The organism is Burkholderia sp. WSM2232 (assembly GCF_000472545.1).
GTDB lineage: Bacteria > Pseudomonadota > Gammaproteobacteria > Burkholderiales > Burkholderiaceae > Paraburkholderia.
Map to the genome: position 1 here is coordinate 151,884 of NZ_AWZV01000005.1, position 21,428 is coordinate 173,311.

The following is a 21,428-nucleotide window of genomic DNA, read 5'->3' on the forward strand; positions in this document are numbered from 1 at the left end:
CTCAGCTCCATTCAAATAAGTGGCAGATTGTTTGCGTGCCGCTCGAGTTCTGGTAGAACGACCGTTTCGCGATGTGCAGCATCGACCCAGTCGCGGTAAGACGCGCGGGACAGAACGAAATCTAAGTAAGCACCGATCGATGAGTCCGTCGTATCGAGATACGTCGACGCGCGTGACATCATCGGTAACACCATTGCATCGGCGACCGAGTAGGCACCGAACAGGAACGGGCCACCAGACGCTTCCAGTGCTCGGCTCATGCTGCGCGTCAGACGCTCCCATTCGACGCGTACCGGCCCAGAGAGCGATACACGTCGCTCCATTTGCTTCGTGCACCAGAACGGCAACGTCGATCGTATCAATGCAAATTCGCTCTGTAGCTCGGTAGCGAGCGAACGCGCAAGCGATCTCATCAACCGGTCTTGTGGCCAGAGGCGACCGTCGCAATACTCCTGCGACACATATTCGCAAATCGCGAGCGTTTCCCATACGACAATCGGCCCGTCGTGAAGAACGGGAACTCGCGACGACGGGTGGACGCGAGATGCCTGTTCCTTGAAGTCGTCGGTGAACTCCCTAGATCCCGGAATCGCTTCGAACGGGATCACGATGTCATCGAACGGGACCGCAGCTTCGCGCAGCAGCGACCACGGTCGCAATGACCACGACGAATATTTTCTGGTACCGCAATAGAGTTTCAGCATCACCGGTTACCTACCCGCATCTACGCCAACCGCGCACACGACATCCCCTTTGTTGATCGCCAGCGTATTGACGAAAAACAGAACAATCCCCTCGTCTTTTGCGAACGGAAAATAGCCTCCGTCGCCTAGCAGTGAGTCGAGGCGACCGACCACCGCGCCGCGAGATATCTTCATTCCCGGCCGAATCTGCGGGTACCATAATCCGTCGAGTTCGGAAGTCAGCGTCTTGAGCGACAGTTCCTTCGGAACCTGCGGTGCCGGCTCGGCGTCCCCCCGCATCCCCAAATAAGCCATGACCCGGTGAATCCCATCCACGAGTTGTTTCGCACATGCGTCATCAACACGGCCTGAATGTCCCGCCTCGACCAGGATGCCTGGCACGCCAACACTGGAACTCGCACGGCAACTGAACCCCTCGCGTGGCGCGTCGACCATATACGGCAGACCGAACATGGCCGCAAGCACGCGGCTCGTCTCATTTCTCGCGTCGAAGAAAGTGAAGGGCGTCAGCGCTTCACTGATGTCGCCGGAATGCACATCGATGTACGCGGTGGAAATCGATATAATTTTCGAAAACAAAGCGTGCGCTAGGCGGTCGCTCGCGCTGCCGTCGGGCGAACCCGGAAACAGCCGGTTGAGATTCTTGCCGTCGACGGGGTTCTCAGACACACTGCGCTTCTTGTATCCGGCCATGTTGAGAACCGGGATCACGATCAGCGTCCCGCTTCGCAACTCCGCCTCCCTAGACAATCGAACCACCGCCTCGATACCGGTGTATTCGCTGGCATGCACACCGCCCGTTACAGTCAGTACCGGGCCGGGTACTTCGGCACGTATTACGAGATATGGAATCGCATGCCGCATATCGTCGTCGACCACGAAATAGCCCCTGCTCGTACGCCCCAGCGGGAACCGACTCAGGTCGAATTCATTAAGGTTGGTAATCGTCATGCTTCTCTCAAAATAATTGAACATCGCTTCAATTTCTTAACGCCATGCTGATTAATTTGACTCAATACGCGCCGGAGGCCACGCGCGCCTCTCGCCTACTGGCCAGCACGTGCAACGCCAAGACCCACAGGCAAATCATCGAAAGTATGGCGAACAATCCGGGACCACCCACGTACTGAAGAAGCGCACCGCCGAGCAGCGGCGCGATCGCGCTACCAAGTGAATACAGGTTACCGGCACCGAAGTAGCTACCTCGCATGTCGTCAGGTGTCAGGCGATCGATCTTCACGCTGAACGTAGGAAACACGATCAATTCCCCCAGACTCAGTACGATCGTTGCCAGCACGAGCAACGCGATATGCGTGACGCCGGCAAACGCAAAGCCGACCTGCGCGACGAATATCAATGACAGGCCTGCGGTCAGCCTCAGTTCGATCGAACGCGCTTCAAGCAGCCGCAGGACTGGAAACTGCGCGATCGTCACGGTCGCAGCATTCACGGCGATCAACCAAGCGACGAGATGACGACCTCCGTCCGGATTGAACCGAGCGATATACTGGACGAGCGTCGAGTCGAAATTTGCATAGACCAGTGCGACGAGCATGTTGCAGAGCAGGAGCGTCACGAAGGCCCGATGACCGAGGATCTGCGAGTACGCGTCGGCAAAACTGATCTGCTCGTCACAGTGAACTACCTTCGTGCCGCGCCCAATCTTGCGAAGCAGCAGCCAGAGCACCACGCCATAGACGAGATGAACGACGCTTACCGCCATGAACGTCGCAAACTGGGAGGCAATACCGGCGGTCACCCCGATCAACGCGCCCACTGCCACACCCACGTTCAGCGTGAAGTAGCGGAAATAGAGCGCGAACTCGCGGTCCCCCCCGTCCGTCACCCGATCCCCGATTAAGGCTTTACAGCAGGCCTCAAGGTGCGAGCCCCCCATGCTTATCGCTAGGATCGACGCGGAGTAGCCGATGAGCGAGTCACCTGCGCTCATCAGCACGTAACCTAACGCGGCAATCAGGGTGCTGATACTGATCACGGCCCTGCGCCCGTATTTGTCGGATAGGTAGCCTGCATAAATGCCGCTGAATGCGCCACAAGCTGTCGCTGCCGCAAGAAAGCCACCCACTGCGAACGCTGACAAGCCGAATTTCTCGAACAACGTAATCGAGAGGAACGGCCACGCCATGTAATAGCCACCGCGTGTCAGCAACGTCCCCAGCAGCATCACGTGGATTTCCGGCGGGAGCCGTCGATAGCGTGACACCTGAAAGATTCTGTTTTTCATCAGCTAGTTTCCACTCCCAACACGCCTGCCGCCGCCCGACGGTCGCTTCGAATGATCGACCGAAACGGCGGTCCGGCTCGATCACAACGACGCCACGCACTCGTCGATCAGTTTGATCGATCGTTCGAGCAAGGTCGTGGGAATCGTGAGCGGCGGCATGAGCTTCAGCACTTCACCGCGTGGCCCCGACATCTCCATCACCACCGCCCGGTCGAACATCGCGGCGCGCACACGCATCGCGTCTTCAGGCCTCGCAAACTCGATTCCCTGAAACAGGCCGCGGCCCTTTCTCCGCACCAATAAATTTTGATGCTTCTTCAGAATCGTCTCCAATCCCGCATCCATGATTCGGATGTTCTCGTCGAGCTGCGTCAGGAAGTGCTTGTCCTTCCAATACGACAGTGCCGTCCGCGCGGCGACGAAGGCAAGGTTGTTACCGCGAAACGTCCCGTTATGCTCTCCCGGCGCCCAAACGTCGTACTTCGGCTTGATCAGTAAGATCGCCATCGGCAACCCGTTCCCGCTGATCGACTTCGAGAGGCAAATCAGATCCGGATGAAGGCCGAACTTCTCGAAACTGAAGAACGTTCCGGTCCGGCCACATCCGGCCTGGATATCGTCGACGATAAACAACGCGCCGAGTTCGGTGGCCAGCTCCTGCATGCCGCGCAGCCATTCGGCAGACGCGACATTCAACCCACCCTCCCCCTGGACTGTCTCGACGATGAAAGCCGCAGGCTTCGCGTACCCCGAACTCGGGTCGGCAAACAACTTGCGTGCATAAGCGATCGAATCGAAGTCGCCGTCGACGTAACCGTCGAACGGCAGACGAACGACATCGTTTAGCGAAACACCAGCGGCCGCACGCTTCAAGTCGTTCCCCGTGGCAGCGAGTGCGCCGAGCGAAACCCCATGGAACCCGTTAGTAAACGAAGCGACGATCGTGCGCCCCGTTGCCTTACGCGCCAGTTTCAACGCGGCTTCGACGGCATTGGTTCCTGTCGGTCCGGTGAACTGAATTCTGTACTCCATACCGCGCGGCAGGAGAACAATGCGTTGAAAATCGCGCAGGAATGCGACCTTGGCGGTGGTGGCGAGATCGAGACCTTGAACAACGCCATCGCTTTGCAGGTATTCGATTACCGCATTCTTGATACGCGCATCGTTGTGCCCATAGTTGACAGATCCGGCTCCGGCCAAGAGATCGATATAGGCGTTGCCGGTCTCGTCGTACAGCAACGAACCCTTTGCCGTCGAAAATACGGCTGGGAAACCTCGGGAATACGACCGCACGTTCGACTCGCCCCGTTCGATAATCATCATTCCGGGAGCGTTGTCTTCCGCGCAATACGTATTGTGTTGTGCGACGTCACCTTGAAGCTTGTCTTCGATATACATAATCACCCCAGCAATACGCTAGTTTTGTTTCAGATCCTTCCGATCTTGTGCGCGATAGTAAGCACCGATCAGAGGCATAAAGGAGCGCCCAATCCGGTAGCTGATCGATGGGCCAATTGCGTCTGAAAAGAACGGGCAATGATTCCGATCGCCGTCGCTGATATAGTGAGCTAGCGCGAAGCCAGCAGACACTGAGGTCGGCACGCCGTGTCCGCAATACCCCCCAGCGAACAAGACGCGTCGGCTGACATGACCTAGGCGTGGAGTTCGATCGCGTGTGAACGCGAGACGGCCGCCCCAGCAGGCAGCGACTGGCGGCAGTTCGACGACGCCACCGAACAACTGGCCCGCTGCCGCGATCAGTTCCTGCCCGACCACCTCGAAATCACCGTACGACGCCAGAGACTTCCGGCCGCCGAACAGAAGCGTCCCATCTTCTAGCAACCGGAAGTAGTTCGAGTAGTTACTGATCGTGGATGCCACCTTTCCCGTCGGCAGCAAGCGTCTTTGAGCATCAGGCGACAACGGCTCCGTTGCTACGATGAAGCTTCCGATCGGAACAGTGAAGTGATGCGCCCCGATACCCAAGGATTCGCTGTACCCGTTGGTTGCCACAACCACGCGCTGCGCCCGCACGATACCGTGTCGATGGCGCACTTCGATATCGGACGAAGATTCACGAAGTCGAACAACCGGGACGTTCTCGTGAATGCTCGCGCCGTACTTCGACGCGATTCGCAGGAGTTCCCCGACCAGCTTGCGCGGGTTGAGACAGGCACTCGACCTGTCTGTGATCGCCGAAACGAACGCCGAACCGCCGATATGCTCTCGCAGCGCGTCGCCCTCCAGAAATTCGACTGGCAAACCGAACACGTCACGCTGGATCTCGTAGTTGCGCCGCAGACGGTCCGTCTGACTTGCTGAACGTGCAAGCGACAGCCTTCCGCTCACCCGCCATTCGACATCCAACTTTTCATCGTCGATGAGCTTTTGCACAGCGCCTACCGCGTGTTGGAACCATTGGTAATACCTGGCCCCTTCGTTGGGACCGTACACGTCCAGCACAGCCGACGCCGACGCCGACGGGCCAGTAGTGCAGAAACCAGCGTTTCGCGAACTCGCGCCGTACCCGATCTCGCGTGCCTCGAGCAGCACGACGTCACGCCCGCTCTTTGCCAGCGCGTAGGCTGTCGCCAAGCCAGTAAAGCCACCGCCAACAACCACCGTATCCGTGACCGACGGTACCGCTCCTGCCATCGTCCCGATATGCGCCGGCCCTTGCCAGACAGGCACGCCGAAGTGCACCGCCGGTCCTCTCGACAACCCGCCCTCGTTAGCGCTCAACGGTCGCTCCCGTCGCCGTCCGCAAAGACGCCCGCAGAGCTGACGCAATCTCCCCCGCACGCAGCGATAGGATACTGAACGATCCTGCGTCGCCGAACCCGTGCGAAGACTCGCACAGTCCGTTCACAAAAAATGGTGGCGTTACGTCAGCGTCTTCAGGCTGAAGCGAATAGTTGCGGTTGATGTGCAGACCGCCATTTTGATCGGCGACAAACGCGCCACGAATATCACGCATCAACGGGTGGATCGGCTCTTCGGCCAAGCCACGACCGAAGTTCTTAAAGCCGGTAGCCAAGACCACAGCATCTACCGCCAGCGACTTCCTGACGCCGGTCAGCCGCTCGTGCACATCAATGCGATAGCGTTCACCGTCACGCTCGCATGCTTCGACGTCGTGACTACGATGAATCCGGATCGTCTCCTTGCCCTCAATCCTCTGCGCGTACAGCTTGAGGTAGAGCTTGTGGATCACGTCCCCGTCTGCCGACGAGTAGTTCGTGGCCTTCAGCTCGGCATTGAGCAGGCGCTTGCCTTCCGCGTTCGCGTTGTAGTAGTAGTCGACGAACTCCGGAAAATAGACCTCTTCGCTGAACGGACTCGTGTCCTTGAGACGGAACGAATAGGCGCGATGCACGGCGTGCACCGTCGAAGCCGGGAAACGAGCGGCTAGATCGAGTAGTAGCTCGACCGCGCTCTGGCTGCCTCCAACCACCGCGATGGCGCCCCCCGCTTCGAGTCTGGGTGTCACTCGAGCAATTGCTGTCTCGTAGCCGGTCAGATGGAAGACCCCCGGGCCGATCGTCGCTTGGAACACTTGCGGTATGTTCGGCGTGCGCCCCGGCGCCAGTACGACGCTGCGTGCGTACAAAGTCGCACCGCCGGCCTCGATCCGATAAAGCCGCTGGCCGTCAATCGTCGTCAGGCCGATCGTATGCACTTCTATGCCATACCGTACGTCGCGCGCGAAGTGTCGAGCGACCCAAGCCACGTAGTCGGCGTACTCACGTCGCAGCGGGAATGTAATTCCTAGATTGAGGAAATCGAAGAGCCGGTCGTGGACGTGAAGGTAGTTAGTAAAGGAATAGTGGCTCCTCGGATTGGCCGGTGTAACCAGGTCGCGCAGCGGATGATTCTGGATATCAGAGTCCGCCAACAGCATTTCCCGCTGCCATCCCGGCGAGGTGTGACGCTCGAGAAACACATAGCTTCCGTCGAAACCCTGCTCCTCGAGTGCGACGGCAAACGCGATATTGGCTGGTCCAAATCCGATGCCAACGAAATCCAGTATGTTCATGTCAGTCATGATTTGTGCCCGTTTGCGGGATTAGATCAAGTTGGCCATCGACTTCGCGAGCGACCAGGTTAAGTTGGCTATCTCCGGCTGAACCTCCCAGCGGTCTGCACGTGGCATTTCCAGCCTATCCCGAATACGTGCCGCCGTCTCCGGCATGAGCGGCCCGAGAATCACCGGCAACACGGCCGCGACCAAGCCGTAGACGAGCGCGACCTGGTGACGACCTACCCGAGACACATGGTCTTCCAGGCAGTTCGACGCATAAATCAGCAAGGCACTCAATTGTTCAGCGACTCGTTGCGGGCTGAACTTCTCCACCACATAGAACTGTTCGAAGCGATCGAGAATCGACTGCAGTTCCGCACGCTGCTCGGGTGTCAGCTCAAGACGGTCGCCCGGTTGCACGCCAGCGCGGCCAGCCTCCTTGATCAACTGTTCGTTGAGCTTTCTCCACGGCGCGAGAAGACGTGCTTCCAGCAACTGGTCCATAGCCGCGCGCGTAAAGTTCACCTTTTGATACTCGGGATTACTGAGCGCCAAGTAGTAGCGGACGCGATCTTTCGGCACTTGCGCCAACAGATCGCGGCCCCAGATGAGGTTCCGCTTGCTCGTCGAAAACTTGAAATTTTCGAACTCGTAGAACTCGTTCGTGACGATGAAGTCCGGCTGGCGCAGTCCACCGTCGGCAAACGCCAGAGCAACGTGCACCAACGCGAAGAAGAACGAGTTGTCGTACCCGAGGAACTGCACGATCCGGGTGTCAGCCGTGCCAGCCCAATGCAGTGCGCCGTCAGGCCGCTTGTTGGTCGCGATCTCGGCCGCATGCATCAGACCAGGCATCATTTCGGCCCATACGTTGAATACCTGCCCTTCGTGCCCCGGAATTTGTGCCGGAATGCCCCAATCCGACACGTACGTGATGGGATAATCAGGCAGTGGACGCGCAAGCAGTTCATCAACCAACTGCAGCAGATGCGGCCGCCAGTGCTTCGCCTTGTCTAAGAAGAACCGCGTGATCTCATTTCGATAGCGCTCAAGCTCAAGCACAATCAGCTTCACTTCGGACCGGACTAGACCGTTCTCCGGCACAATAGCGTTGCGCGGCAACTTGAGGGTCGTGGCATCGTTCGGATGCCCGCAGCTTTCGCAGATCGCGCCGGCCGTCTCGGCAAAGCACACGGCGCAATGGCCTCGCAGGTAGGATTCGAAGACCATCTGGCCTTCCACTGGATCCGTCCAGACATGTTTGGTTTTCGACGTAAGCTTGCCGCTCTCGTAAAGCCGGCGGAAGAATTTCTGGACAAACGCGACGTGGGCGGCATCCGGGTTATGAAACGTATCTGCTTCGATGCCTGCCATCTCCAACGTCTCGCGAATCTTGTTCGCATAGTCGTCGGCGAGTGCCATCGGTTCCGCATTCAACTTCGCCGCCGTGGAAACGACGTACGTCTGGTTGTGATCCGAGTACGAGACGTACGCTGCCGTCTCGGCTTTCATCCGGAGATACCGCGTATAGATATCGGCGCCAAGGTAAGGGCCGCAGATGTGGCCGACGTGCAAATCACCGTTCGGTGTGGGTGGGGTCGCGGTAACAATCGTTGTTTTAGCCATCTTGGATTCTTAGATTTTTCTTCTTTTTTGTCTCTACACTACCATCAGTAGTCCAAAATACTTTGGATGCTAGGTCGGGTTCCATCCGATTTAACTCAGTCGACGATCGGTGCTCCCCACCATATGCAGAGCAACTCGAGCGGCATCGCCGACGAAATGTTCCTGAGTTTGTGCGTACTGAACCGCGGCAGATATATCACGTCCCCCTTCTCAATGACACGCCGTTCACCGTCGACTTCCATCTCACCGTTTCCCGACAGAATCAGAAACGTTTCCTCTTCATCGTGATTGTGTGGGGTCGATGTCTGCCCAGGGGCGATCGTCATCCACGCACCACCCCACGGCGGATTGGCAACGCCTTCCCACGGATAGAGCCGGCGAAAATCGCCGCCGTATTCCTGCTTGCTCACGTCAGTGCTAGCTTTCCGTATTTTCATTTGCGTGTTCTCGTCAGAAAGTATGGTCGACAGAGTCCGTCGACAGCAGGTCCCAGGCGCTCATCAGGTCGTCGGCACCGATCACCGACTCATGACGAGTGCCGTAGATGCGCTTCAGCCACCGCCATCCGGCAACTTCGCCCCGGCCATGAATGCAACGATTATTGTTAAAGATAAGCAACTCGCCGGGCTGTAGGACGATCCGGCGGCAGGTTGCGTGCGCAAGTGCCTTCAGTTCGGTAATCGCCGCTCGCGCTCGCTCGTCAGTCGACAGTGTGAAAACAGCCCAGCGAATCTCGTCGAAGCCGTCGACAGTCTTGACTACCGGGGAGTTCGTGGCAAATATCTTGTATTTATTGAGGTTAAAGGAATCCGCATGCCGAAAATCGAAGAGGGGTTGCCGGAGCACACTCAGCGTCTCTGGAGATAAGCTCCGCTTGATTTCACCGATCGTTAGCAAATGCGTCGCAGCGTTTGAATCGTTGTTGATGCTCACAAGGGTGAGCACTTCCGGGCGGCCGACTCGGGGCAGGAATGGATTGTCGACGTGAAATCCGAATTCGATCCGGCCCGCGTTCGATTGCGCACTTTCCGATCCGGGAATCGGATAAATGTCGTGCAGGATGGCCCCTCCCTTCTCTTCCCGATAGCCGAAGTTACTTAGACCGACGCTTCCAGTCAGTCCCGCGAGAATGGCCGAAGCATACGGCGCGTCGCTCGTTACCCACTTCTCGGACGGTTGGTCGACCGGGAGATTCCGCAGGATAAAAAACGGCTCGTCGGTTTCGAACAGTTGGCGTTTGATGCAATCTACGGGAATACCGGCGCCGCGGATCGCCTTAGCGAATTCGTTACTTTTTCTGTCAAATCCGCAGCGAATCTTTTGGCTGATTGCCTTCCGCAATTCGTCTCGGCTCGCATCATCCAGAGAAAATTCGCGCTCGCTAGGGGGCTGACAAATCCCCACCCGGCTCATGTCGATCCCTTCTCTCATACGGTCCTCGGAAATAATAAAGTAAGCGACACCGATAGTCCTTTGTGTTACCGATATCGGGGACAGATTGAAACATCCATTTTTATCGCAAAAACCTATCGGTTTTGAGAGGTTGACAAAACGATGACCGTGAATAGCACCTATAGGTGCAGTGATGCAGGGGCGAGACGAGGGACTCCCATGGATCGAGCCACTTCCTGTTGAAGAGGTAACCCAGCGCAGGCGTGAGCTTGCGCTCATGGACCGTGAGGATCGGAATGCGGGGTGCCTTGAGCGGCGACGCACTATGCTGCGGCGACGAGGACGCGACCGGTCGCATGACGGGACTGGATGTAACCACAGTGCCGGACCGCGTGGACCCATAGTGCTTCTGCTGGACAGTAACCGGGGGCATCCCTGGCTTCGCTATCCTTCAGCACGGTCTCGACGGCGCGCGCGAATGATTCCATCGGCAGCTCCAGGCGTCCGGGCAGTGTGGCCTTGTGGTGCGCGACCTCAAACGCGCGCCAGAGCGTGTCGGCGTCGTCAACCAGCCGGTACCCGACGTCGAAGGCCTGCGGGATGCAGAAGCGCGTGAAGCACCACGCGCTGCCCGCCGGATAAGCAGTCTGGTCATAACCGTTCAAGCAGGTTGCGACATCCTCCGCGTTGCCGATCCCGTAGAACGCGCTCGCAGAGCCTGAAGCGCGAGTCGTGTCGGAGGACTGTGCCCAGAACCGAAGGGGCGGATAGCCACAACTATCCGCCCCTTCACTGTCGGCCAGTTCTGCTGCCTTGTCTCGCCGAGCCGCCTATATTGCTAAAGACGCCCTCCGTCACCTTACATTGCCGCGGGTTAGGGCCAAGGCCTGCGAAGGCGCGCAGTGCGGACGGTGGCGATGTTGGCAGAGGACCGCATGGGTAGCTTAACGGAACCCCGTAGCAGGGGGGCGCAGTCAATGTCTATCGTGAGGCGCCGGAGCGTCATCGATGGGTCTCCTGTCAGAGCATGATGGCGTGAACGCTTTCGGGCGAAAACCATTGTTCTAGCGTGCCCATCGCCACCGGCGACAGAAACTGAGTGAATAGCAATGCAAGGCGTCGTTTGGGGCGAGAACACGCGACATAGAACAGATTGCGGTTTCGCTCGAAAAACTCTTCCCGCACGGCCGGAATCGCTTGACCAGCCGCGAACCCGAGCATGTCGCCAAAGTTATACTGGTTCCACCCTCGACCGATAACAACCAGGACGTTGTCGAATTCGGCACCCTTTACTCCGTACTTGGTCTCAAAGGGTGAATGACCGTCAAGGTACGCCCGCAATGCTGATATCTCCGCGTAGGAAACAGCGCGCAGTCGTTCAACTTCCCGCATCTCTTCGCCGGCAGTCCGATCGAAGTCGCGTAGTCCGCGCTCGCGCTTTTCGATCGCGTCAGGAAGGCGGGGCTTGGTTGATCAAGAAGATGATCGATCACGTCTCCAACCGTGCCCGTCGCGCGGAGTTCCAGGACGCGAGTCATTGCATTGTGCCAGGCCGCTTTGTCCTCACGGGTGCGAAGAAGTGGCGCCGTCCCGCTGAGCGCCTGAAACACCACTCCGAACCGGTTTGCCGCAAACGCGTCGCAGGCCGGTTCGAGTTCATCGACGAGATAGGCAATATGCGGATGCTCTTTCTTCGTGAAGGCGTCGTTGTAGCGAAAAACGGTGGGCTCGTCTTCAGCTCGACGACAACGTAGCAACGCAGCTTGAGGTGATAGAAAAGCAGATCGATGAAACACTCATCCCCACCGACTTCCAGGCGAAACTGGCGTCCGACGAACGCGAAACCGGCACCGAGTTCAAGCAGGAACTGCGTAATGTGTTGCGTCACAGCCCGCTCGACATCGCGCTGCTGCGCGTTTTCGGTGAGTCCGAGGAAGTCGAAAATGTATGGATCCTTCAGAACGTCGCGCGCGAGATCCGACTGCTGAGGCGGTAGCCGCTCGGCGAAATTGGTGACGGCATTCCCGGCACGCACGTGCGCCGCTGTCTCGATCTGCATGGTCAACACGCTGCGCGACCACCCATGCTCCAGGGACTTTTCGGCGTACCAGAGCCGCTGACCGCTATCATCAAGCTTGTCAAGGAGAGTGACAACGTGAGACCACGGTAATTGTGCAATGGGCTGTTGCACAAATTCCGGTTCCGGAAACGTCAGGGCGAGCGCGCGCATGTACTTCAAGTTACGCGGAGGGAATCCCGCATGTCCGGGAACGCTGATTTGAGATCACGTGCAAGCCGGTCGACGACGCCGGCTCCCCAGCCTTGTTGCTGCTGCCGCTCAGGAATATCGCGCCCGATCTGCCAGTAAAGACCCACCAAGTTCACGATTCGCACTTGCGAGCGCGCGTTGTCGCGCACGCTCCACGCGCCGCTTGAGTTCAGCGAACCAGTGACGATACTCATCGGCCCAAGGGGGTTTCTCGAAATTTCGGCTCATACGCAGTCTTGAAGGGCGTCAACATTCGCGCGGTGCATCCATCGGAGGGCGCGGCGGGCGGCTCACCCTTCCCGCTTTGCATGTTGCAACGGGCGGGCTTCATCTTGATCGGCATGGGCTTCCTGTTCAATCTGCGCATTGGCGAGCGCGGCGCGCACTTTCGCGGATCATCGCCGCGAGCCTGGTGACTGGGCTGCTTTCGCTCCGGCAAGTGTCGTTGCATCTTGCGCCGGGCGATGCGATGACCTCCGGTTCATTACTTGTTGCTCGTCAACCCGCGGCATTCGTGTGCGAAGCCGAGCAGAATGCTTCTGCCATTGCCCTTCGGTCTGCGATTGCTGCAAAAAAGCGCTCGTGCGCTGGAAGCGCCGTTCACCGATGCTGGAGCGAATCGGCGCGAGGCCGCGTGACCCGCCCGCTGCATCTGCTTCTATCTGGACTTCGTTCGACCGCGCGATCCACGCCTATGTAGATTTTTACGCTGGCTTAATTTGTAAGAATCGGCTTCAGAAACTCAAGTTCCATGTAATGAATCCGTTAGCAAGGTGTTGCTCTCTTCCGATCCGGCCCGCCTCTCGCCGTTTCGACCCGACATCAGGCGGACGCGCCTATGCGCTGCATCTGCCAGCTAACGGAAAGGTTTTTGATGCGGTTTCGTTTTCTCTGGCGCGCCGTTATGGCGCTTGCCCTCAGCGCGGCCCTGGCATCGTGCGGCGGCGACATCCATTCTTCGTCCTCCGGACCTGCTGCGAATAACACCACGCTGATGGTGTACATCGTCGGCTCGGATCTCGAATCGGACGGCGGCGAGGCAAGTGGCAATATCGCCGATATGCTCAAAGCGCAGCTTCCCGCCGGCAGCCATGTCGTGATAGAGACTGGCGGTGCGTCCGCCGCCGGCGCCGACGACAGCCACGTGAAAGACTGGAAAGACGTGCAGCGTCACGTAATCGGCCAGAGCGGAAAGCTCGAAACGGTGGCACATCTCGGTGAGATCGACATGGCGGATTCGACCGCACTGTCGGATTTCATCGGCTGGGCTCACGACACCTATCCGGCGGCGCACTACAGGCTGGTTCTGTGGAATCACGGCAGCGGCTGGTCCGGCTACGGCTACGACGAAAATTTCAGCAACGACCACTTCACGCTTCCTACGCTCACAACCGCGCTTGCGGTCGCCAATGCGCGCAGCGGCGTGCATTTCGATCTGATCGGCTTCGACGCCTGCCTGATGGCCGCAGTAGAGGCGAGCGATGCAATTTCACCGTATGCGGATTATCTGCTCGCCTCCGAAGAACTGGAGCCGGGTTCGGGCTGGGACTATACGCAAGTGGTGCGTACGCTCGCAACGGACGCAGTCAGCTACGGCAAGGGCATCATCGATTCATACGTCGAGCGGCATTCAGATACCCCGACGGCGACGCTTTCTCTGGTCGATCTGTCGAAGGTCGGCGCGGTGAGGACCGCGCTCACTACGTTCACCAACGCCATCGCGCCGATCGCGAGTGATCCGCAGTCGTGGCCAGCGCTCGGCGCGGCGCGGCGGCTTGCTCCCTCATTCGGCATGAACGGCGCGCGCCAGCATGACGAAGTCGACATTGCGGGCTTCGCCGACCTGACCGCGCGCGCCGGTATTGCCGTGGATGCGTCAAAAGCACTCGCCAGCGCCGCGCGCGCGGCCGTCGTGTACGCGAAGAACGGCGAGGCGTTTCCCGACGCGGCCGGCCTGAGCGTTTACTTCCCGACCGCGTCGCCGCTAAGCAGTTATTTGCAGACCGCTTACGCGCAAACACATTTCGATCCCGCCTACATCGCGTTCACCGGTTCATACGTCGCGGCCGTGAACGCGCTGCCGCATGCGATCTCGATCGACACGAGCGCGTCCGTTCCGGGTTACCTCGTGGCGCAGATCGCGGCGGACGACGCCGTTGCCTCGGTGGACGCCACGCTCGTTTCCGCCGTCGCCGCGGATGGCACGCTGACGGTGGCGGGCACCATGCCGGTCATCATTCCGGAGACAATGCACGACATGCTGCCGCGCATGACGCAGCGCGTCCCGCTGTCGGGCAATTGGCTCACGCTGAACGGCTACCCGGTGATCATCGGCGAACTCGCGCGCACCGGCATCACCAACAGCAGCGATACGCTGTACGGCATTCCGCTCGAAGTCGACGGCACGGCCGAGTATCTCGTCGCAAGCCGTGACGCGGCCGGCAACTGGACGTTGCTCGGCATGACCGAAGATACCTCGGTCAACCCTTTCTCGCCGCGTCTTGAACCCCTGCCGGGGCCCGATGCACGGATCCGCACGCTCGCGGCGAGCTACAACATCACGACGCAGTCATTCGGCGATCTGACCGCCGCCTCGCCCGAACTCTCAGGTGGTGCGCTGACGCTCGCAATGACTGCGCTTCCCGCAGGAACCTACAGAGAGGGCGTGCTCGTCACCAACCTCGTCCAGCAGGCGCAAATGTCGTCACTAGTGGCGCGTCCATGAGCTTTCGGCCGGTCCGGCGCAGCCCACCGCCGGACCGCGCCCGGCAACGAAGCTGAATCAATCCGATGAAACGCCTATTTACCATCGCCGTTCTGCTAATGGTGCTCGCCGCGCTCGCGCTGTCCGGCTGCGGCGGCGACGTGCAAGAGAACGACCCGCTCGCCTCGTACAAGAGCCAGCACATCGCCTGGCAGGCATGCAGCCCCACGCAAACCGCCGGCCTGGACAGGCTCGACGTCGCAGCGCTCGGCGCCGACCTCGCGTGTGGCGAGCTTGCCGTGCCCGAGGACTACGATCATCTGTCCGCAGGCGACATTCGGATCGGCCTGATGCGCGTGAGCGCGCTCGCGCCTTCGCAACGGCTCGGTGCGATCGTCTTCAATCCGGGGGGACCCGGCGGCGACGGCTACAGCCTCGGCGCGCAGATCGCAAGCGTGGCGCGTCTCGCCAACCCGTCCAGCGGCGGCTATCGTGCCGTTTACGACATGGCGAGAAAGTACGACTTCGTCGGCTTCTCGCCGCGCGGCGTCGGCTTCAGCACTCGCCTCGAATGCACGCTTGGCAAGCCGCTCGTTCACACGAACTACCTGCCGGTGGACATGAGCAACGAGAACATCAACAATGCGCTGGCGAATATGAAGGTTGTCGCCGACGCATGCCGCGACGTGCCGTTTGCGCGCTTCGTCAACACGGACGCCACGGCGCGCGACATGGACGTGCTGCGCGCGGCGCTCGGTGAAGCAAAGCTCAATTTCATTGGCTACTCGTACGGCACGCTGCTCGGCGCGTGGTACGCGTCGCTCTTTCCGCAGAGGGCAGGACACATGCTGCTCGACAGCGTGGTCGACTACGATGTGCCGATGCCGCTGCAGTCGCAAGCTGTGGCGGAACAAACCGCCTACGACGACATTCTCTCGCTGTACGCGCTGACAATGGCCGATCGGGTGGCGATTCCGAACACCATCGAAGGAATCCGTGGCCTTGTCACCACCACGCCAGACTGGGCCAAATCTTACTTCGCCAGCCTGATGTATCAGGTCGCTCCGCATCGTCGGAAGATCGGGGTGGTCGTGCCGCTGATGGCTGCCGAGACCGCCGTGATCCAGGTTGCGGCGAGCCATCCGAGCGTCGAACAGTATCGCGACGCGCTAACCCAATACCTGTACTCGCCGATGGACACGACCATCGACGGGGCGGCCCGGGAAGCCGCGCTCGGGACCGTCGACGCTTACCAGGCATACCTCACGAACAATTACCTCGACAACGCGTCCAATTTGCATTGGGTGAACGTTACCGTGCGCTGTTCGGATGCGCCGGTGCCGTCCAGCCCGGCTTACTGGATCGCGCGCGCCGTAGCGATCGTCAAGGCTGCGCCGATCCACGATAGTAGCGACATCAATAATCCCTGCATATTCTGGGGTCCGGTGACGGTACAAAAGCCCGCACTCGCCAATGCGGCTCGCACTGCGTCGCCGCTTCTGCTGCTCCAGAGCGAGTACGACGTGCTCACGCCACTGCCAGGCGCGTTGGCGACGTTCAACGAGATGCCGAACGCCAGCATGATTCAGGTGCAAGGCGAATACACTCACGGGCTGTTTCCGTATGGCACTTCGTGCGTCGATGCGAGCGTCGCCAACTATTTCCTGAGCGGCACGACGCCGGCACGCAACACCAGTTGCGCGGGCATCGCGATTGAGGGTGTGCCTCGGGCCACGGCCAGTGCGGCCGCCACCGTGGCGCACAGCGCGACGGACGACGCGCCGCTCTTCACCGATCCCGTCGCCGCGAAACGACTGCTCGACCGCATCCACGACACAGTCGGCCAGGCGCAGCCTGCCGTTTTCTGACCGATGTTTCGGACCGCATGATCAGCAGGAACCAGGTTCGTGCCGATGTCCTACACGCCGGTTGCCGGACCAATAGCGCGGCGCCGCTCATCATCCATGCACGAGGATCGGCAGACCAAACCAGCTTTTTCCAGGCCTTTTGCTCAGGGCGCGCTAATGCTCATGCGAATCTCTCGCGAATATGCTTCGTCGATTTGCGCGTCGGCGGCACGGCGGATGAGACTGCGTGCCTTCAGACAGTCGAATGGGGTACTGCGGTCGAGCAGTCCCATTCTGAACGCGTAGTCGTCGGCGTGGCCGCTCAAAAGGATGCGCCAGTCGTAGCGCAAATGCGGCGCAATGGCGCGCGCATGGCCAAGGATGTTGGTGGTGCAGTTGTTAAACAGCGTATTGTAGAACTCTGGCCGCCGGTTGAGCGCTTCGACCCGCTGCATATAGCCGGCAAACAGCGCGCGCATGGCCTCGTCCGGCATCTGCACGCGATACAGACACACGCGCTCGCGCCGCACGTCAGTTCGCACGCCGAGAAGATCGCGTTCGTCGGCCACGACGTAAATCAGCCCGTAGTTGCGCCAGAAGCCACCGAGCGCGGAATAGCGCTGATCGCTGCGCCGGCGCGTTTCGATCGACACGGCCAGATAGCGGCCATCGGCAAAACCAAAACTCACGAAGACATGAGCAACAGAGTCGCCGGCCCACCGCGACATGACCAGATCGACTGAACACAGTGCGTCGAGGTCATAGCTCGCGTCATACCACGCGGGCGTAAAATCGTCGCGCGTGCGATAGACGAAATGGCGAACATTGCAAATTCGCGCAACGCCGTCTTGCCACTGAACCGAAGCGGTGCGCTCGTATTCCGTCGCCCAGAGCGGTGCGGGGTGAGCGTCAAGCGGCTGCGCCAGCAAGCGGCGTATCATGCGTCGCTCCAGTAAGACTTAACGATGAGAAGCACCTGTGCAGCCAGATTGAGTGCAACGAAGCCCGTGTGGAAAAGGCGGTTCCGTGTGCGAATGGCGACCAGACAGGAAATCGCCACCACGGCGGTCCGGAGCCAGTACAGATCGCCCAGGCGCGAGAGGTGCACTTCGCCTTTGATGACCGAATCGCCGACATCGACGAGGCTCACGGCGAAGAGAAGCCCGAAAAACCACACGCGCCGGGACATGAAGTAGTCCTCGTAGCCGTCGTATCCCTTTAGCGAGTCGGGAAACAGCATCGAGCACAGCAGATAGATGATGAACGCGTAAAACAGCAGGTACAGATAGATGCCGAAAGTCCATTGCGCAATCTCCCGCAACGAAAACTCCCACCACCAGAAGTGCAGGATGTACAGCACCATCGACGCGACCCACGCCATGTGCACGGGATAGATCCGGATCGTGCCTGGATGCTGGATGGTCGAAGACAGGCCCTTTAGCATGTGCGTGAGTCCCAGACTGACGATCATGCCCATCACAATGCGGACGTGCGTAAACTTCTCCATTGTCCGCTCAGCGCTGTTCGGCATTCTGCGTGACGCGCGCCCGGCGCGACTGCCGCCACGCGAGCGCCGCGAGCGCGATCCAGCCGATTGCGGGTGGCTGTGAAACGACGCGCAAGGCGCGTGCGTAGTCGAGCACCAGGCCGGGCGTCCATGCCATGGTTTGCGCACGATGCCGCAGTTGCGCAGCGATCCAGAGTTCGGGCAACAGGATAAGACGGAGTACGTCGCGCCAACCGCCGTGGCGGTATTCGCTGCCTTCCAGCGCTGCGTCGATTGCTTCGGCGACCGTACTGGAACAGTTGCGATTCGTCAGGTTGTAGACCTCGATCCTCTTATACTCTGTCGCGAATGCCACGAGCCGTGCGGCGTCGTAGCGGCGAAATGCGATCTTCATCGTCGAATCGCACCATGCCGCGGCCTCTTCCGGGTAGCTCGGCAAATAGCGGCCGCGTACGTCGTTCGACGAATCGGCGCGCAGAAGCCTCGCGAATTCGTCGGGTGAGCGGTCGATCTCGACTGCCGGATAAAGGCTCAGATAAAGATTGCCAGCCTCGAGCGCCGCATGTCCGGTGGAAATCACGCCGTTAATGTCGACCGCCGCGATATAGCGATCAATCACGGGCCGGCGAACCGCCGCGTTTTTTGACGACCCGATTGGCGTCCAGACGTGCACGACCATCGGCGACTCCTTGATCGCTTCCACCGCGCCAGTGTCGGCACAGGCCGGCGCAGTCGCGCCATCCCTGCCATAGCCGCTCTTTCGCAAGCGCCGGTAAAGCCAGATCATGCGTACGCCGCTGACAGCCAGCCACATGCCGATGCAGTACGGGACCGTGCCGCGATAATGCGTGGGATACGGCTGAAAGAAGATGACGGCGAGCACGAGGCTGAACACGCCGATCGCAATCGTCGAGCGCCAATGGCGATAGCGCACTATCCATGCTGCTGCGATCAGCAGACATCCCTCCAGTGCAAAGCCCGCACCAAACAGCATCGCCAGCAGGAAATCGCTGTAGCTGTGGCGCACGATCACGAGCACGCCGATCAATACGCCGATGGCGCCCTTCACATAACGGAAACCGGTTTGCAACGAAATTCCGCTGCGTGCGAGCGCGAGCGCAGCAATGCCCTCGGCGAGTAACAGCACGCCGAAGCTTTGCAGCGGGAACCAGAGTGCGCCATCGAGCGCATCCACCACGACGAACGCGCCGATCGCGAGCCACATCGCACCGAACGCCAGCAGTTTCGGCAAATGCCTTACTGCGAATCGGGGGCCTAGTAAAAGTAGAAGGAGCTGGATCATTTTTGCTCGCAGACGGCGGGTTGAACGTGATTTTCGGTTTCGCGCTGCGACAGATCACGTCGCAGACAGAGCTGCAGGGCATCGAGCGCGCGTTCGTGCCGGCGCTTTGCATCGCGGCGGCGCCGTACGCTTTCGCGTTCCTCTGCACCTGGCGCACCTGGGTCACGCTCCAGTTCTGCGCGCGCACGCCGTTCGTCGTCGAGCAGCGCGGTAACGACTGCGTCTCCGCGACGGCTTTCGTCGAGCAGACGCACGAAGGCCTCGACGTTTTCGCGCGAAATGGAGCGCTCTTTCTCGCCGATCGCAAGTACGCGATTCCAGATCGACACGGCTATTGCGGCCACCCAGACCAGCACGTTGGCGGGAACCACCCATACGGGCAACGGCAACGCCTGCTCGGCGCTGTGCAACCAGGCGTGCTGCTGCGCGGCCGGCATCTGCGTCACGGCAGTTGCGCCTAGCACCGCGTCTTCGAGCGCACGATGGCGCGCCACTTCGATGTCCACCCCTTTGGACGCAAGCAGCAACGCCACCACGAAGAGCACGATCCCTGCGACGAAAATGTTCTGACGATGCTCGCCTTCGTAGATCGAACCGATCGCTTCGCGTAGCGAGTCGAGCATCAACACGGATGCCACGATGGGTAATTCCGCGCTGCCCAGAAAGTTGACGATGCCGTGATTGCCGCCCACCTGCGCATGCAGCCCGGTCAGGACGGCGGTGACAAACACGGTCAGGATCACACCACCGACCGCGTCCGCGAGTACTGCATTCTTCATTGAGTTCGAATCCTGGGAGGTGGGTGCGACGCTACCGAGCCAGAAGCTGGCACGAATCAAGCCCTACCTGCCGGAAACGACGCAGCGTGGAGCGGCAGCGTCCACAGGAAAAGGGGCCTCCCGGTCTTACGGAAGAATTTCAGAAAACTTTAGGCCGCCTTCCGGCTGCTGCGGGGAGCATGGCGAAGTGATCGGCCATGCAATTGATGGCCTTATCGCTGGGAAGTAACCGCTGTGCAATGATTGCGCCTCGGGCTCGAAGCGCAATGCGCGCTGCATTGCGCGTGGCACGCCGCAACGGCAGAACGAAAATCGGGTTGGGCTACAGCGATATTCGCAACCGCGAGAACGACGTAAAAACATCGACAAACATAGAGGCGGCAGGTCGAACCTCCCTATGCAGCAAACGCCCCGCGAAGTGCCTGTAAAAAGCGCACGTATGCGGTCGCACCGGGGTCGGCATGCCCGATGCTTCGTTCCTGCACCCATGCGGCACGACCTTTTCGCGATTGAATGGAGGCCGTGGCGGCGACGCCTTCCTGCGCCGTCGCGATCATCGCGTCCAGCAGCGCGACGGCGCTGCCTTGCGAGGCCTCCAACGTATCCAGGCTCGGCATCAGCGCATCGAGCACCGTCTTGTCGCCGAGTTGACTCTTGCCGCGTTCGACTATGCGGCCCGCCACCGCGCGGCCAATCGCCAGGGCCTCGGCCTGCCCCATCCTTTGTGCTCCGGAGACCGCCCTGGCAGCAGCAAGCAGACCGCCGCCCACGAGCGCTGCGAACGTCGACGGATTGGCGGTAGAGAACGCCTTGCCTGCGGCCAACAGCACATCGCTGAGCGATGCGTCGTCGGCCAATGCGGCAAGCGCCTTCACGACCGCTGCCGATCCCGCCCGAACCGTGATGCCGAGATCGCCATCGCCCAAGGCGGCATCGAGCTCACGCAGTTCGTCGGCGTGAGCCGGCAGCGCATTCAGTGCGCGCGTCAGAAGATCGCGCAGTTCGTTGTTGGATACACTCATCGCGCGCCT

At 60.0% G+C, this 21,428-nt stretch carries 18 protein-coding genes and 1 pseudogene; 2 read left to right on the forward strand and 17 right to left on the reverse strand.

The window, feature by feature from the left end:
• Window positions 1-11: 11 nt before the first annotated feature.
• From F757_RS0104785 to F757_RS32985, 12 genes and pseudogenes are all read right to left on the reverse strand, one after another.
• Complete coding sequence (locus tag F757_RS0104785; protein WP_027210415.1) at window positions 12-704, reverse strand: glutathione S-transferase family protein; 693 nt, start codon at window positions 702-704, stop codon at window positions 12-14.
• A 6-nt stretch (window positions 705-710) separates the two neighbouring features.
• Complete coding sequence (locus F757_RS0104790) at window positions 711-1,655, reverse strand: succinylglutamate desuccinylase/aspartoacylase family protein (RefSeq protein ID WP_198021345.1); 945 nt, start codon at window positions 1,653-1,655, stop codon at window positions 711-713.
• A 61-nt stretch (window positions 1,656-1,716) separates the two neighbouring features.
• Window positions 1,717-2,949: an MDR family MFS transporter gene (locus F757_RS0104795; RefSeq protein WP_027210417.1), complete on the reverse strand. Its 1,233-nt coding sequence runs from the start codon at window positions 2,947-2,949 to the stop codon at window positions 1,717-1,719.
• A gap of 81 nt (window positions 2,950-3,030) precedes the next feature.
• On the reverse strand, window positions 3,031-4,347 hold the full coding sequence (ectB, locus tag F757_RS0104800; RefSeq protein WP_232221350.1) for a diaminobutyrate--2-oxoglutarate transaminase: 1,317 nt from the start codon (window positions 4,345-4,347) through the stop codon (window positions 3,031-3,033).
• A gap of 18 nt (window positions 4,348-4,365) precedes the next feature.
• A complete protein-coding gene (locus F757_RS0104805; protein WP_084530717.1) occupies window positions 4,366-5,691 on the reverse strand; it encodes an NAD(P)/FAD-dependent oxidoreductase in 1,326 nt (441 codons plus the stop codon).
• On the reverse strand, window positions 5,681-6,994 hold the full coding sequence (locus F757_RS0104810) for a lysine N(6)-hydroxylase/L-ornithine N(5)-oxygenase family protein (protein WP_027210420.1): 1,314 nt from the start codon (window positions 6,992-6,994) through the stop codon (window positions 5,681-5,683). Before F757_RS0104810 ends, F757_RS0104805 begins: the two co-directional genes overlap by 11 nt.
• Window positions 6,995-7,015: 21 nt before the next feature.
• Window positions 7,016-8,596, reverse strand: a complete 1,581-nt coding sequence (locus tag F757_RS32975) for a class I tRNA ligase family protein (protein ID WP_084530719.1) — start codon at window positions 8,594-8,596, stop codon at window positions 7,016-7,018.
• Between the two features lie 95 nt (window positions 8,597-8,691).
• Window positions 8,692-9,033: a cupin domain-containing protein gene (locus F757_RS0104820; RefSeq protein WP_051376671.1), complete on the reverse strand. Its 342-nt coding sequence runs from the start codon at window positions 9,031-9,033 to the stop codon at window positions 8,692-8,694.
• A 13-nt stretch (window positions 9,034-9,046) separates the two neighbouring features.
• A complete protein-coding gene (locus F757_RS0104825; RefSeq protein WP_027210422.1) occupies window positions 9,047-10,027 on the reverse strand; it encodes a TauD/TfdA family dioxygenase in 981 nt (326 codons plus the stop codon).
• Window positions 10,028-10,311: 284 nt separating this feature from the next.
• Entirely contained in the window at window positions 10,312-10,653 is a 342-nt protein-coding gene (locus F757_RS0104830) for a hypothetical protein (protein WP_232221351.1), read from the reverse strand.
• A 355-nt stretch (window positions 10,654-11,008) separates the two neighbouring features.
• Window positions 11,009-11,380 (reverse strand): hypothetical protein, encoded by a 372-nt coding sequence (locus F757_RS36060; protein WP_027210424.1) that lies wholly within the window; start codon window positions 11,378-11,380, stop codon window positions 11,009-11,011.
• Between the two features lie 331 nt (window positions 11,381-11,711).
• A pseudogene (locus F757_RS32985) lies at window positions 11,712-12,485 on the reverse strand (PDDEXK nuclease domain-containing protein); the annotation flags it as partial.
• Between the two features lie 676 nt (window positions 12,486-13,161).
• Between F757_RS32985 and F757_RS34535 the strand changes: the two are divergent.
• Both F757_RS34535 and F757_RS34540 read left to right on the forward strand, forming a co-directional pair.
• Complete coding sequence (locus F757_RS34535) at window positions 13,162-14,982, forward strand: clostripain-related cysteine peptidase (RefSeq protein WP_027210429.1); 1,821 nt, start codon at window positions 13,162-13,164, stop codon at window positions 14,980-14,982.
• Window positions 14,983-15,047: 65 nt separating this feature from the next.
• Window positions 15,048-16,829: an alpha/beta hydrolase gene (locus tag F757_RS34540; protein ID WP_084530725.1), complete on the forward strand. Its 1,782-nt coding sequence runs from the start codon at window positions 15,048-15,050 to the stop codon at window positions 16,827-16,829.
• Between the two features lie 143 nt (window positions 16,830-16,972).
• On the opposite strand, the gene F757_RS33000 is transcribed toward F757_RS34540, so the two are convergent.
• From F757_RS33000 to F757_RS0104895, 5 genes are all read right to left on the reverse strand, one after another.
• Window positions 16,973-17,749, reverse strand: a complete 777-nt coding sequence (locus F757_RS33000; RefSeq protein WP_035466286.1) for an Lnb N-terminal periplasmic domain-containing protein — start codon at window positions 17,747-17,749, stop codon at window positions 16,973-16,975.
• The gene (locus F757_RS0104880) at window positions 17,746-18,315 is read right to left on the reverse strand and encodes a hypothetical protein (RefSeq protein WP_027210431.1); all 570 of its coding nucleotides are present in this window, start codon (window positions 18,313-18,315) and stop codon (window positions 17,746-17,748) included. Before F757_RS0104880 ends, F757_RS33000 begins: the two co-directional genes overlap by 4 nt.
• A 7-nt stretch (window positions 18,316-18,322) precedes the next feature.
• Window positions 18,323-19,618, reverse strand: coding sequence for a peptidase (locus F757_RS0104885; RefSeq protein ID WP_027210432.1), 1,296 nt, complete (start codon window positions 19,616-19,618; stop codon window positions 18,323-18,325).
• Window positions 19,615-20,397 (reverse strand): hypothetical protein, encoded by a 783-nt coding sequence (locus F757_RS0104890; RefSeq protein WP_027210433.1) that lies wholly within the window; start codon window positions 20,395-20,397, stop codon window positions 19,615-19,617. The genes F757_RS0104885 and F757_RS0104890 overlap by 4 nt, the downstream gene beginning before the upstream one ends.
• 395 nt (window positions 20,398-20,792) lie before the next feature.
• Window positions 20,793-21,419 carry a DAK2 domain-containing protein gene (locus F757_RS0104895; protein ID WP_027210434.1) on the reverse strand — a complete coding sequence of 209 codons (627 nt, stop codon included), beginning with the start codon at window positions 21,417-21,419 and terminating at the stop codon, window positions 20,793-20,795.
• Window positions 21,420-21,428 lie beyond the last annotated feature (9 nt).

What these genes read in the sequence shown, in the direction of transcription:
- F757_RS0104785 (WP_027210415.1), bottom strand. Translation starts at nt 704, where the DNA reads ATGCTGAAACTCTATTGCGGTACCAGAAAATATTCGTCGTGGTCATTG.
- F757_RS0104790 (WP_198021345.1), bottom strand. Translation starts at nt 1,655, where the DNA reads ATGACGATTACCAACCTTAATGAATTCGACCTGAGTCGGTTCCCGCTG.
- F757_RS0104795 (WP_027210417.1), bottom strand. Translation starts at nt 2,949, where the DNA reads ATGAAAAACAGAATCTTTCAGGTGTCACGCTATCGACGGCTCCCGCCG.
- ectB (WP_232221350.1), bottom strand. Translation starts at nt 4,347, where the DNA reads ATGTATATCGAAGACAAGCTTCAAGGTGACGTCGCACAACACAATACG.
- F757_RS0104810 (WP_027210420.1), bottom strand. Translation starts at nt 6,994, where the DNA reads ATGACTGACATGAACATACTGGATTTCGTTGGCATCGGATTTGGACCA.
- F757_RS32975 (WP_084530719.1), bottom strand. Translation starts at nt 8,596, where the DNA reads ATGGCTAAAACAACGATTGTTACCGCGACCCCACCCACACCGAACGGT.
- F757_RS0104820 (WP_051376671.1), bottom strand. Translation starts at nt 9,033, where the DNA reads ATGAAAATACGGAAAGCTAGCACTGACGTGAGCAAGCAGGAATACGGC.
- F757_RS0104825 (WP_027210422.1), bottom strand. Translation starts at nt 10,027, where the DNA reads ATGAGAGAAGGGATCGACATGAGCCGGGTGGGGATTTGTCAGCCCCCT.
- F757_RS36060 (WP_027210424.1), bottom strand. Translation starts at nt 11,380, where the DNA reads ATGCGGGAAGTTGAACGACTGCGCGCTGTTTCCTACGCGGAGATATCA.
- F757_RS34535 (WP_027210429.1), top strand. Translation starts at nt 13,162, where the DNA reads ATGGCGCTTGCCCTCAGCGCGGCCCTGGCATCGTGCGGCGGCGACATC.
- F757_RS34540 (WP_084530725.1), top strand. Translation starts at nt 15,048, where the DNA reads ATGAAACGCCTATTTACCATCGCCGTTCTGCTAATGGTGCTCGCCGCG.
- F757_RS33000 (WP_035466286.1), bottom strand. Translation starts at nt 17,749, where the DNA reads ATGATACGCCGCTTGCTGGCGCAGCCGCTTGACGCTCACCCCGCACCG.
- F757_RS0104880 (WP_027210431.1), bottom strand. Translation starts at nt 18,315, where the DNA reads ATGGAGAAGTTTACGCACGTCCGCATTGTGATGGGCATGATCGTCAGT.
- F757_RS0104885 (WP_027210432.1), bottom strand. Translation starts at nt 19,618, where the DNA reads ATGATCCAGCTCCTTCTACTTTTACTAGGCCCCCGATTCGCAGTAAGG.
- F757_RS0104890 (WP_027210433.1), bottom strand. Translation starts at nt 20,397, where the DNA reads ATGAAGAATGCAGTACTCGCGGACGCGGTCGGTGGTGTGATCCTGACC.
- F757_RS0104895 (WP_027210434.1), bottom strand. Translation starts at nt 21,419, where the DNA reads ATGAGTGTATCCAACAACGAACTGCGCGATCTTCTGACGCGCGCACTG.